8 protein-coding genes are annotated in these 13,685 nt (G+C 45.5%); 4 read left to right on the top strand and 4 right to left on the bottom strand.

Annotated elements, in window-relative coordinates; translation table 11 throughout:
- Positions 1-35 precede the first annotated feature (35 nt).
- Both HQN88_RS20470 and HQN88_RS20475 read right to left on the bottom strand, forming a co-directional pair.
- The gene (locus HQN88_RS20470; protein WP_173115946.1) at positions 36-4,436 is read right to left on the bottom strand and encodes a family 10 glycosylhydrolase; all 4,401 of its coding nucleotides are present in this window, start codon (positions 4,434-4,436) and stop codon (positions 36-38) included.
- 188 nt (positions 4,437-4,624) lie between these two features.
- Entirely contained in the window at positions 4,625-6,985 is a 2,361-nt protein-coding gene (locus HQN88_RS20475) for an immune inhibitor A domain-containing protein (RefSeq protein ID WP_173116034.1), read from the bottom strand.
- 1,111 nt (positions 6,986-8,096) lie between these two features.
- Between HQN88_RS20475 and HQN88_RS20480 the strand changes: the two genes are divergently transcribed.
- Positions 8,097-8,579, top strand: a complete 483-nt coding sequence (locus HQN88_RS20480) for a GNAT family N-acetyltransferase (protein WP_173115947.1) — start codon at positions 8,097-8,099, stop codon at positions 8,577-8,579.
- A gap of 27 nt (positions 8,580-8,606) precedes the next feature.
- Positions 8,607-9,098, top strand: coding sequence for a dihydrofolate reductase (locus tag HQN88_RS20485; RefSeq protein ID WP_173115948.1), 492 nt, complete (start codon positions 8,607-8,609; stop codon positions 9,096-9,098).
- A gap of 467 nt (positions 9,099-9,565) precedes the next feature.
- Here the strand turns inward: HQN88_RS20485 and HQN88_RS20490 are convergent, their stop codons facing one another.
- Both HQN88_RS20490 and HQN88_RS20495 read right to left on the bottom strand, forming a co-directional pair.
- Positions 9,566-9,871 (bottom strand): hypothetical protein, encoded by a 306-nt coding sequence (locus tag HQN88_RS20490; RefSeq protein WP_173115950.1) that lies wholly within the window; start codon positions 9,869-9,871, stop codon positions 9,566-9,568.
- 201 nt (positions 9,872-10,072) lie between these two features.
- The gene (locus HQN88_RS20495; RefSeq protein WP_173115952.1) at positions 10,073-11,047 is read right to left on the bottom strand and encodes an aldo/keto reductase family protein; all 975 of its coding nucleotides are present in this window, start codon (positions 11,045-11,047) and stop codon (positions 10,073-10,075) included.
- A 1,018-nt stretch (positions 11,048-12,065) separates the two neighbouring features.
- Between HQN88_RS20495 and HQN88_RS20500 the strand changes: the two genes are divergently transcribed.
- Entirely contained in the window at positions 12,066-12,674 is a 609-nt protein-coding gene (locus HQN88_RS20500) for a TetR/AcrR family transcriptional regulator (protein WP_173115954.1), read from the top strand.
- Positions 12,675-12,907: 233 nt separating this feature from the next.
- Positions 12,908-13,684, top strand: a complete 777-nt coding sequence (locus HQN88_RS20505; protein WP_173115956.1) for an ABC transporter ATP-binding protein — start codon at positions 12,908-12,910, stop codon at positions 13,682-13,684.
- The last annotated feature ends 1 nt before the right edge of the window (position 13,685 follow it).

Below are 13,685 nucleotides of genomic sequence, written 5' to 3' on the forward strand. Positions count from 1 at the left end.
AACAACCAATGACTGTACGAAGGGGTGGTTTTCAATTATGGATTCAGATGAAGTAAATTAAATATGGCTTGCGCACTTTCTCCACGACTTAAGATTGCTGAAGGTGCAAATACATTTGCTTCACGCCCCGTAACCAAGCCTAATTGTGCAGCTTGATTAACAAATGGTTTAGCCCATTCCTGTACGTTCATGAAATCTGAGAACTTAGAGTCCCCGGTCAGTTCCTTAACAAGGGGGTGTTTAATCAGGTAGGCTCTCACTAGCATCTTCGCCATCTGCTCACGACTCACGGTACCATTTGGATTAAAAATAGTATCTGTCATGCCTGTAACGATCCCTGACCGTTGAGCAATAGCAACTTCACTAGCAAACCAATCAGAAGATTTCACATCCTGATAAGGAGTGGAAGATGCTTCTTTCAAGCCTAATGCCCTTACAAGAAGAGCAGTAAATTCGGCACGTGTTATGCTGCGCTCTGGACCAAAGGAATCATCGTCCACACCGTTTACAATAAGTTTACGGCTCAGATCATCCACTGCTGCGTACGCCCAATGTCCATTGGCAACATCATTGTAAGTCTTGTTGAATTCGAAAATGCCGTACGTGCTGAAGTGGGAGATACTTGCTGTAATTGAGCTCTTGTCGTTTGATAATTGTCCATCTACATAAGCGAGTTCGCCATTTTCAGTCACATAATAGACTCCTGCTTTGGATGCATCGATGCCCTGCGGAACTGCAAATGTGAAACGCATTGGATTGACAAATGTATTGATTTCCGTACTTGTCCCTTCAGAGCTCTGAACCGTTAACTTCAAGTGATAAACAGCAGCGGCATGAAGTTTAGCTCCATGTGCAATCCCGCCTTTATTCTCCAAGGATGTCAACTGATCCCCCGATACAGGGATAACGGAGAAGATAAGTTTAGACGTGCTGTCATTGCTCGGAACTACTTGTTCAGCTGCTGTTAATACGGAATTAGGTATGGTGATGGATAAGGCATTCAACTGAAGAACGAGATCTTTGCTGCCGCCAAGTAGACTAGCTGTATGCGCAGGCAATTGAATCGTTTCTACATTAGGTTTAACGGTAATCGTTACCTGTGTCTCATTCGTGCTTTGCAGCTCAGACACTTGAATTTCTTGGACATCAGTAGCTGGCGCAGACGGCAACACTGAACCTTGTCCTGGATTTGGCGTTGGATCTGGATCTGGTTCCGGTTCGGGCTGAACATAAGTAATTGTCTTACGCTCACTAGCTGGGCTTTCATTATGAAGCCGATCCACAGCTGTTACGATATATGAGTAGGTTTCGGAGGAAATCGCACTTGTATCCACAATACTCTGAGTTGTATTTGGCTGTTTCCTGACTTGCTTCAATATGGTAGCAGGATTGTTGATGTCAGGCGCATCTTCGCCTTGTGCTCGGTAGATAACATAGTACGCTGTGTCTGCCTGTGTATCTCGCCAATTTAAGTTAACACCCGTACGTACAGACTGAGCGGAAACCTCTTGCAGGGCATCAGGCGCAACTGCATCCAGCCAGCTCATTTTCGGCAATAAGGCAGGATAACGAAACAGTGAACTAGCAAGATTATCCCTCACGCCTAACGGATTATTAAGCACACTGCTTGCACCAAAGAGCATTGTACCTTTCACATCTGCAAAATTACGATTGTACTTAATTTGATTAGAAATCTGTTCAGGATCTTGCCAGTTCGGATCGATGTCTTCACCGACTTTATAAACGCCATTACCTGTATACAGATTGACGTTTCTTCCTTTTACTTGCTCTTTCCACCAATCGACCAACTTATCGTAAGCCGCAGGACCGTAGTTAATATACCAATATAACTGTGGGGTGACATAGTCAATCCAACCTTGTTGAATCCATTTGACGGTATCCGCATAAATCGTATCGTAGCTTTGCAATCCGTTCGTATCCGAACCATCCGGTGAAACGGACTTATTCTTCCAGATACCAAATGGGCTTATGCCAAATTGTACATAGGGTTTCTCTAGTTTTATTTCCTGTGATAATGCTTGGATGAGTGAATCGACATTATGTCTACGCCAGTCGCCCAAGGAGAGGCCAGTTCCATACTGAGCAAACTCAGCACTATCTGGATAATCCACGCCCGTCACTGGATATGGATAGAAGTAATCGTCAAAATGAACACCATCGATGTCATACTTTTTAACAACTTCCATCACGCTGTCGATAACATACTGTTTCACAGCTGGAATGCCGGGATTGTAACCAAGCTTTCCACCATAGTTGACTACCCACTCGGGGTGTAGTTTTGCTGGGCTGTTCGCGGCAAGTTTACTAGTGTCTTGATCATTCCTGATCCGATAAGGATTGAACCAAGCATGGAATTCCATATTCCGCTTGCGAGCCTCTTCAATCATGAACGCCAGGGGATCATAGCCTGGATCTTGGCCCTGTGTGCCGGTTAACCATTCCGACCATGGATTAAGCTCTGATGGATAAAGCGCATCTGAAGTCGGTCTTACCTGTGTAATAATGGCATTGATACCCGTAGCGGCTAGGCTGTCTAGTAGGTCTTTGAATGCTTGCCGCTGTTGCTCGGCATTGACGACGCCTTTCTTCGGCCAGTCAATATTCTCAACCGATGCTACCCATGCGGCTCTCATCTCTCTTTTTGGAGCGGACTGAACCTGATTGACAACCAGCGAATAGGTTGCAGTTTTAGTTCCTAATGTGGCCGTAATCAGCGTTACCCCGACATTAGATGCTGTAATAACACCGGATGCATCAATCGTTGCTACATTTGTTTTACTGCTCGTGAAGGTAACGCCTTGGGACACCAAGACAGGTGCTTGCGGTTGATCAAGCAAGTTATAGATGGCATTTACGTTGGCCTGAAGGGTAGACCCAATTGTAAGCGAATGCACATCAGCTAACTGAATTTTTGTAAGTACGGGTATGGGTTCAATAACGGTTACTAAGTAAGAAGCGGTTTGCCCACCGAACGTAGCTGTAATCGTTGAAGTACCCACGCTTAGTGCTTTTACTTTACCGGTGCTTTCCACAATAGCTACATCAGTATTAGAACTTGTCATATTCGCACCGCTAACAGATGTAACATCTAATTTAGCAGTTTGACCTGCAAAGGTAGCCCTTAACAGCACGGCATTCGTTCTACCTGCTTCCAACGTCGGTGAACCAAATAATTCAATGGCATCAACAACAGGTGGCGTATCGCTTACGGTTAGCTCATAAACAGCTGGCTGTGCATCTGCATAGAGAGCAACAATCGATGTTTTGCCTGACTTTAGAGCTGTTACTTGACCATTGCCATCTACAGAAGCGATATCTGGACGGCTGCTCAAATAAGTGACACCGCTAGTTGTAAGTTCAGGAGCTACACTATCTTTTTTCGTTATATAAGCTTGTGCTGTTCTCGTTTGTCCGATTTGCATCGGTGTAAGTCCCTGAATGTCTAAACCAAACGTTGTCGTATTCGTATAGAAGACGCTTAATTGGTCGTAGTAAATAACGCTTGCATTCTTTCTCGTATTATTCGTTTCAACCACGTAGAGATCCATAAATTTATGATTGCTCGGAATATCGACGGTGACATACCGCCATCCTTTCCAGTTGATACCTGTTGCAGTTGGAACGAAATCAATTGTGGCGACAGCACTCGTAGTTACATTCCTTAGTCGTGCACGAAGCCAATGCAGGGATTCATCTCCATAAACCCAGACACCAACCTTCAGAGGGTTATCTGTCATGGGACGATTTAAACTTCCAGTCGCTAAATCGTGTAAGCTCAGATACACTCCGAATGTACCGGGAGGACTCAATAACATGTTATATGAAAGCTTTGCTGAACTATTGCCGTAAAGTACCGGATCTGCTTGTCGATTGACAATACTCAAGACAGAAGATGAGGGGGGAGCTATAGGAGCTGTAGAAGTCGTTCTGTCCGCACTCAGCAGCGTTTTTCCATTTTTAGCTGTACTCTCGAAATCTTCAAAAACAGTAGACACTTTATTCCCTACTAGAACAAGGCTTGAAGTCGTAAGTCCATCATAAGTTGCATGCACATACCCGTGCGCGAAACCAGAAACAGCTGCTGGTGCGGTTAGTACCCCGCTAGATGAGATGGTGCCAATGCTGCTATCTGCTTGCCATGTCACCTGATCAGATGCAATGGGGACAGGAGTGCCAACTGAATCGTAAGCATTAAGCGTGTAAGTCTGAGTAGTACTGGGAGCAATCGTGAGCGAAGCAGCAGTAAGTTCTATTTTGCTGTACGTAGCGTTCGTAACACTTACTGAATTTGCGGTTGTAGGAAGAGGGCTCTCATTTTCGGAAGCGTTTACATTGAATCCTAAAAATGAACTCATTAATATGGCAAGGGCTAACATCATAGAAACTTGCCTTCTAAATCTATTAAAACTAAACATACATTTGCCTCCTTTATTGTGGTAGTTGTCGTGAACTAGTTACCATGATAATCAAAAATTATTATGTTTGCAATAAAATTTTAAATTATTAGTTTTTATTGAAGTTTTATTTCAAATAAATATATCCAAATATTCAATGCAAAAAAACACAAAAACCCGCATAGTAGCAGGCTTTTGTGTGAACATAATTACTTATGAATCCAAACTAATCCAGCAGAATTATCTTTGGCTTCACCGACGACTCGGAACTTTAATCCATATTTCGGCACTAGGCGTCCGGCATCTGGTATCAATGTATTCATATAGCTCTTGGCATCAGAGAATTCTTCGACGCCTTGCAGAGACTTATACGTATACTCACCACGGGTAGGGTTGTTGATGTACCAAGATGGTGTTTTGTCCAGCGAGAAGGCTGCATCTGCTACTTGATAACGCGTCGTTTGAGAGACAGAATCTTGTCCGTCTTTCTTGAAAATCATCGCATCAGCGTGCGAATCCACGACACCGAGGAAGCCTTGTCCAGGATGGATACCAGTCCAGTTATCCAAATAACTGTCATCTGCGTACCACACGAGAAGTCCTGTATTATATTTGACACCACGGCTAAAAGCTAAAGCTTTATCAGACCCTGCGTAGTTTCTCCACTCCAGATAGTAATAGTGTTTCTTAAATTCAATCCCGTTCGAGACGACAAAGCCGTCTAGTTTAAACTGGGAAGCTCCTTCGGCATCATCGGAGAACACAACTTGACCATTGACAGTTAATTTCGCATTATCCATTGCAAAACCATTCAATGCAAGCCCGCCATCCGTGACGTAGTCGAAGTGGAGAGTTACTTTTTTACCAGCAAAACGGCTTAAATCATAGGACTTGTCTACCCAAGCTCCGTTCGTGGTTTCAGCACGTGCATCGCCATTCGTGTCCGTATCACCAATGATATCGAGGGTAACTTGTTCGTTGTAGGTCGAAGCTGTAACGGTTAAGTAGTCATATTCGAACTCGACCTCATAAAGGGATTTAAAGTCAAATTTCGCCGTTTGTGCTTGCGATAAATCAAATTCAGGTGTGGAAAGCGTCGTATGAAGATTGTCGCCTTTTGTGCTGTAATAATACTTCGTCCCGAATGCTGGCTGGATGCCTGCCACTGCTTTATCCGGCAAAGTCACTTTGACGATACCTGGATTGTTGGACTTCGTTACACTCTGATCAATGATGGCGGCTTTACCTAATTTCGTAATGTCGGAAGAATCAATTTCAGTCACATTGGCCCAGTTGCCACCCATGGTTTTCTGGAAGAACTCTTTATTTTGAGGTGAAAAAGAACTAGGCGTTGTCCCAGCAATATTGCCGTTCCAACTGCCACCGCTCATGATGGACCAAGAGGCAATGGGCTCCCCTTGCCCGGAATACTGGGTATCATATTCATCTGGTAATCCTAAATCATGACCATATTCATGAGCAAAAACGCCAACAGCACCATCCTCAGGCTGGATCGTATAATCATAAGCAGCCATTTGGCCACCCCAATAATCTACACCTGCTGTTGTTCCTGGAATTGCATACACGCTACTAAGTGTCCAACGATGAGACCAGATGGCATTATCGCCTAACTGACCGCCGCCAGCTTCTTGGCCCGTACCCGCATGAATAATCATCAGATGATCGACTAGACCATCAGGTTCATTTTGATTGCCATCGCCATCTAAATCATATAAGTCAAACTTGTCATAGTCAGCTAATTTGAGGCCGGTAGCCACCGCAGCATTCAGTGCATCTTTTACTAGATCTCGAGGCCCTTTGGGGTTGAGATTATCATGACCTCCCGCAGGGTTGTCATCACCGTATTCTACGGCTTTGCCTGGAACGGTTAACCAATCGGAGACATAGCCATTTACCGTATAACTGCCACCGGATTGCTCTTCGTAGTATTGTTTGAAGGTTTTGATCTTAGAGCCATCGAATAAAGTGAAATCTTTATTGCCAAACATGAGCTTCTGATAGTGGTCACGATTAAAATCTTTGGCAAACATGAATCCAGGTTCTTGCTTGACATTGTTATGTTTAAAATCCGAGAATTCGGTCAAAAGAACAAGGACTTTATCCTCGCGCACGGGACCGTTGTAGGCATCTTGTTTAGCGGATGGAATGGGGATGCCACCCGGGAGACCATTCTTCAAATCGAGATGGCCTTTGTTTAATTGTGATAAAAGCTTGCCTTTTTGCTTTGTAATGAAATCCTTCGATCTTTTGTCGATCTCATTATTTTGCTTGTCCATTTTGGTTGTTGGAGCCAGTTTATTGTTCTTTGCAGCAACATACGATTTGACAGCTTTGCTGATTTGTTCAGGTGTAGCACTTTTACTTAATAGACCTCGGTCCATTAACCCTTTGGCCAAGCGGTCATCATCGATGATATTGAAATCGACCGGTGCTGCTTCGAGTGCTTCAGCGTGATCGGAATCTGCTGCAAACGCAGATGTCGCTGTTGTGAATGCAGCCGTTGAGAAAAGTCCTGCGGTTAAGCTTGTTGCTAGTAAAACTCTAGTCATCTTCGAGGTGTAGTTTTTCAATAGGAGACCTCCTGCAAAATAGAGTATGAAACTGAAAGACAAACCGATAACAAAATCAAAATCGAAATCGAAATCGAAATCGAAATCGAAAACAAAATCAATCTATGTATTTGACCAATGGTTATTTTAATTAAATACTAGATTCGACTAGTCTAGTAAGTGCTTATGGTCCTGCTTACATGGACCCACCCATATATTTCCTTATTCGACATGGGGTCTCTGATTTTGTCGTTTGATAGCGTCGTAGATGACAAAAAAGGAAACGCGGGCTTCCTCTCGAATTTGTATGGCTATGCGCATGAGAGGGATGTGGCAGCTGTGCGGCGAGGCGAGGAAAGAGCCGCGGCGCGACGAGGAAAGGGCACAGTAACGCCCTTTTTGGGCGTTACAGCTAGAGTCGCTCCGGCGCGCAGTAGAAATAAGGCCCATTTTGGGCCTTATAGTGCTCCCGCGGCTGGCACGCGGCGAGGAAAGAGCACAGTAACGCCCTTTTTGGGCGTTACTGCTAGGGGCGGCGCCGGGGCGCAGGAGAATAAGGCCCATTTTGGGCCTTACAGTGCTCCAGCGGCTGCCGCGAGGCGAGGAAAGAGCACAGTAACGCCCTTTTTGGGCGTTACAGCTAGGGCGGCGCCGGCGCGCAGGAGAATAAGGCCCTTTTCGGGCCTTATAGTGCTCCCGTGGCTGCCGCGCAACGAGGAAAGAGCACAGTAACGCCCTTTTTGGGCGTTACAGCTAGGGCGGCGCCGGCGCGCAGAAGAATAAGGCCCATTTCGGGCCTTACAGTGCTCCCGCAGCCGCGGCGCGACGCGGAAAGAGCACAGTAACGCCCTTTTTGGGCGTTACAGCTAGGGGCGGCGCCGGCGCGCAGGAGAATAAGGCCCATTTTGGGCCTTATAGTGCTCCCGCGGCTGCCGTGCGACGAGGAAAGAGCACAGTAACGCCCTTTTTGGGCGTTACAGCTAGGGTCGCGCCGGGGCGCAGGAGAATAAGGCCCATTTCGGGCCTTACAGTGCTCCCACGGCTGCCGCGCGGCGCGGAAAGAGCACAGTAACGCCCTTTTTGGGCGTTAACCATAAAAGGAGGGGTCCCCATGTTCACATGTAGATCAGCAACTATCGAGGATTTCGAGACTATTAGCTCCTTTCCGCGCAATGCAGAAGAGCTGTACTATATGTCACCTGTGCTGCAATACCCACTTACTTCTGAACAACTCGTGGAATCAACCAAGAGTAGATTAAAGCAAACGGTCGTGGTAGATGAGAAGGGGCAGATACTGGGGTATGCAAATATATATGGTGTAGAGGATAATAAACACTGTTGGCTTGGCAACGTTATTGTTTCTCCGGAAGCCAGAGGTACGGGAGCGGCCGAATCTTTAATCCGCACAATGATGGCAAAAGCAAAAGATGAGCTAAAGGTGCAAGAGCTGCATCTCGTTTGCCATAATGTGAACACAAGAGCATTGATATTTTACACTAAGCTAGGGTTTAAGCCCTATTTGGTAGAGAAAAAAACAAATCATACGGGACAAACCATAGCGGGTATACGGATGAAATTGACTGTTTCGGAGTAGTAAATCTATTGGAAGGCAGTGATCGCTTTGACAATCTCATTCATCGTAGCAATGGACAAGAATCGCGTTATTGGTAAAAATAATGATCTGCCGTGGCGACTCCCCAAAGAGTGGCAGTACGTAAAGAAAACGACGATGGGGCATTCAATCATTTTGGGGAGGAAGAATTTTGAGTCTATCGGCAAAGCGTTGCTTGGCAGACGGAACATCATTCTGACTAGAGATACGAGCTATTCTGCCAAGGGGTGCGAGGTCGCCCATTCCGTTAAAGAAGTCATAGCCATGTGCAGTGGAGAAGAAGAGATCTTCATTTTTGGCGGAGAGGAAATTTACCGTCTATTCCTACCCTATGCGGACAAGCTGTATATGACTAAGATCGATTATGAATTCGATGGAGATACCTACTTTCCAGAGGTTGACTATACGGAGTGGGATGAGATTTCCGCCCAACAGGGAATTACAGATGCAGAGAATCCGTATATCTATAATTTCTATGTGTATGCAAAAAGGGGGCAGTAACCGTGCAGGGCACGAGCGTCACTTTCGTTGAACAAATAAAGCCTGTATATCCCTTCATAAAAAGGAGACATACAGGCTTTTTCATTGTGCGCATAGCTTTTATTTAACTGAGAATAGCTTGGACATGTAATCCAACCCTTTAACTTGCCCCATGGCTAGAGGTCCCCAAATTTCGGTCTTTGCCGATGAAGATGTACTCCGGATTCAATTCACTAATGCCCTCCAGCGTAATTTCACCGACATTTTTCATCCTCTCAAAAGGTTTAAATTCGAGTCGTACTCTGCGGCGGATGATTTGGAGGTGAAAGCTTACAATAAGACATTCAGCTGAAAGCTCCGCTTAATCAATGAGAGTGCTGTCGAAACTGGTCAGGTCGGTTTCTATAAGCAAACGGTAAGAGTGAATGTGAGTTAAGACATTTCATGCATGCAGACTGCCTGACACGAAGGCGTGTTGGGTGGTTTTTTTATTGAGCTAACACCTTAATGCCCATGACAATATTCCAGATAAATACGACCAAATAGGCAAGCCCGGTTAGTATCAATGGTATGATGAACTGTGACATGTGACCGCCATTAACTATGCTGTTTAAACCCAATATCCAGGTAAGAATGAAGCCTGCGATGGGCAAGCAATGTGAGAGGAACGCCCATTTGGCGTGATGCTTAACCTCTCGGTCCGTAACAACGAAATAAATAACGATGGGCAAAAGAAAAGGAGCGAAAAATACGCTGAAATAGCTTAAAGCGGATAATATATGCCGGTTATCCATAAAAGCCTCCCATTTTCTAATTTGTTAGATAAGAAGTAATACGCCTCGTTTTAGGTATTTATTACAAGACTTCCTATGGGGGAAATAAACCCTACTCTACCATGAAAGCCGCTCTTAAGGTCTTCCGACCTTAGGAACGGCTTCTTTGTTTAGCTTATTTGGCAGAAAATAGTTTATTCATATAGTTCCAAGCTTTTGACTTTATCGTGCTGGCGAGAAGTCTGCGATACCTTTGAGAATAGCTTCGATTTGCTCTAACGCTGCTACGTCTAATTCAATATCCACAGCCTTCACGTTTTCTTCGATTTGCTCAGGTTTTGTCGCTCCAATCAGCGCGGAGCTTACGCCCGGCTGGCGAAGCACCCATGCGATCGCGAGCTGAGCGATCGAGATATCCAGTCCTTGAGCAACCTGTTCCAGCTCATGTACGGTCTGCAGTACACGGTCATTCAGATAGCTGTTGATGACACCATTTACGGAACTGTTCGCAGCACGACTATCGGCAGGAAGCGGCTGTCCCAGCTTATATTTGCCTGTCAGAATGCCCTGCGCAAGCGGGGAAAAGACGACCTGACCGAGCCCCTTAAGCTCGGATACGGGAAGTACCTCGCGCTCAATATAGCGCTCGAACATATTATAGATCGGCTGATTGGAAATCAGCGGACGTAGACGAAGACGCTCAGCGATGGCTGCGGCTTCGGTAATTTGAGCGCCGTTCCATTCGCTGACGGCGGGGTAGATAATCTTTCCTTGCGTGACCAAATCGTCGAGCGCGCGAAGCGTTTCTTCCAGCGGTGTGTGAATGTCATACCGATGGCAAAAATAGATGTCGATGTAGTCGACACCAAGTCGTTTCAAGCTGGCATCACATTGCTCCATAATGTGTTTGCGGGACAATCCGCGATCGTTCGGGCCATCGCCCATCGGGAAATAGACCTTCGTCGAGAGCACATAGCTCGAGCGATCGTACCCTTTCAGCGCTGCACCCATCGCTTTCTCGCCTTCGCCACGATTATAAGCATTCGCGGTATCGAAGAAATTAATGCCGCTGTCAAAAGCTTTCGCGATGCAAGCATCCGCGGCTTTTTGCTCGGCTGCAGTCCCGTAGGTAAGCCAGCTTCCTAAGGCGATTTCACTTACTTTTAACCCGCTGCGTCCCATATTTCGATATTTCATTTGCTATGATCATCCTCTCATTTACCATTGTGCTGTAAGTATAAGGGAGGCAGGGTTGGCCGACAAGAAGGCACTATTAGTTCACTTAGTTACGTGGAGTTAAGTAGTGGGGGGCGAAGTAACCCAACTCCAGTAGTAGTAACGCTGCTCAGTAACGCACCTCAGTCTCACTACAGTAGCTTTCCTTAGCCCTCCCCAGTATCTATCCTTCATCATGCCTCAAGCAGCTCCTTAGCAGCCAATAACTGGAAAACATACAGCTAATTTCGCCGCTCCCCCACCATTCCACCAATTAGATGTAAAACATGTCGTTAATTCGGTGGGTTTAGCTCGATATGGCACATATGGCCGAATTTAGATGTACTTTATACAGCTAATCCTGATTACCCGGCGAAATGAGCGAAATTAGCTGGAGAAAATCCAGTTATTTCTGCAGAGAGGCAATAGGTGGAGCAGTCACTTCAAACTCAGCTACTCAAATGACTAAGGTGGAGCTTTGGAGCTCGGATGGTGGAGATGGTGGAATGAGTGGAAATGATGGGAATGATGGAAATAGCGGAATGAGTGGGATGAAGAGAAGAGAAGAGAAGAGAAGTGAAGTGAAGTGAAGTGAAGTGAAGTGAAGTGAAGTGAAGTGAAGTGAAGTGTAGTGTAGTGTAGTGTAGTGTAGTGTAGTATAGTGAAGTGTAGCCCCCCCACCGAATAACTGGAAAACATACAGCTAATTTCGCCGATCACCCACCATTTCGCCAAATAGATGTAAAACATGTAGTTAATTCGGCTGAATGAGCTCGATATGGCACATATGGCCGAATTTAGATGTACGTTATCCAGTTCATCTTGATTACCTGGCGAAATGAGCGAATTTAGCTGGAGAAAATCCAGTTATTTCGTATGGCCAACCATCAAACGACGATTTGAGCTTTGAAAGATGAGGGTACCTCTAGTATACTTGGAAACGTTCCTGTAACAGGACGTAGAATGACTATAGTATTACTTGCGAGTAGGAGGAGAATTCATGTCACCACGGAACATCGAAAAAGATCTGCAATTGCGAGAAGAGCGCAAGAAACACATATTAAACTCGACGGTTCAGGTCACGGCAACCAAGGGAATTGGTGCTACCCATATGAATGATATTGCAGCAGCAGCAGGCATTAGCATCGGGAATCTATATCATTATTTTAAATCGAAGGAAGAGATCTTTGGCGAGTTGCTCTATGCGACACAGAGTGATTACGGACATCTCGTAACAGAGGTTTCGCAAATGAAAGGCAACGCGATCGAGAAACTGCGGTATATCTGCTCGACGTGGCTGGCGAATAGTAACAACTGGGCGTTCACAATTCTTATCCAAACAGCGCGAACAACAGAAAGTGTCCCGCTCGAAATTCGAAAAGCTGTTACGGAGCGGTTCACCAACAATCTGCAGCCTGTTGCTGCGATTATGAAGGAAGGCCAAGACGGCGGCATCATCATTGGCAAAGAAGACCCATTGGATCTGGCTTTTTATTTCGTTAGCTTAATTCAAGGATTAACGCTGCAAAGGGCACCTGGTCTTGAAATTAACATTACACCAAAGACCGAAAGTATAATCCGATTATTCCAAGTGGAATTAAGAAAATAAGTGTTGACAATACGTCCGCGTAGTTGTTAAGATATGGTTCATACAAACCGAATCGAAATTCGGTTTGTGGGATATAACAAAAAACGAATAACTACATAAGATCAATCGACCAGACCAACTGGAGATTCGACGTATGCTTTCTTAAGTGTCATTTAGAAGCGTTGAGTCTCTTTTTTGCATTTTAATACCGAGTAATATTATGTGAATAGTATGATAAGAGAGGTGTGATCATCGTGTCGACTCAAACGCTTACGATTTCCGGTTTGAATAAGCAGTTCGATACGCCGACTGGCCGTACAATTGCACTGAGTAATATTCAGTTGGAACTGCAACAGGGTGAATTTATTACCATCATCGGACCCAGTGGTTGCGGCAAAAGCACACTGCTCAAGATTATAGCTGGCTTGGATACAGCGTACAGCGGGACAGTGCTTCTCAACGGTAAACCGATTGACGGACCGAGCATCGAGAAGGGGGTTATTTTCCAAGAGCCGAGACTCTTTCCTTGGCTCACCGTGGAAAAGAACATTGCTGCGAATTACTCCTTGAAGGATCCTGTGATTAGAGGCAAGGTGGATGAGCTGATCGAGCTTGTGAGGTTGAAAGACTTCGCCAAAGCGTATCCCCGCGAATTATCTGGGGGCATGGCTCAGCGGGTAGCGATTGCAAGAGCATTGCTGCGGAACCCTGATGTGCTGCTGCTCGATGAGCCTTTTGGTGCACTGGATGCCTTTACGCGATCGCATATGCAAGAAGTGCTGCTCGACATTTGGCAGAAGAATCGCACAACGATGCTGTTCGTCACACACGATATCGATGAAGCGGTATTCCTAGCCAAGCGGGTAGTCATTATGAATGCGAGACCAGGGCATATCCGCAATATCGTGCAGAACGACTTACCTTTTCCACGTAAGAAAGCTAGTCATTCTTTTCAGGAGCTGCGACGTATTGTTCTCAGTGAGTTTGAGAAGGTTGAAGAACCCGTAAGCATAGATGGAGCGGGCATTTAAT

It is taken from the genome of Paenibacillus qinlingensis (genome assembly GCF_013204845.1).
Taxonomy (GTDB): domain Bacteria; phylum Bacillota; class Bacilli; order Paenibacillales; family NBRC-103111; genus Paenibacillus_E; species Paenibacillus_E qinlingensis.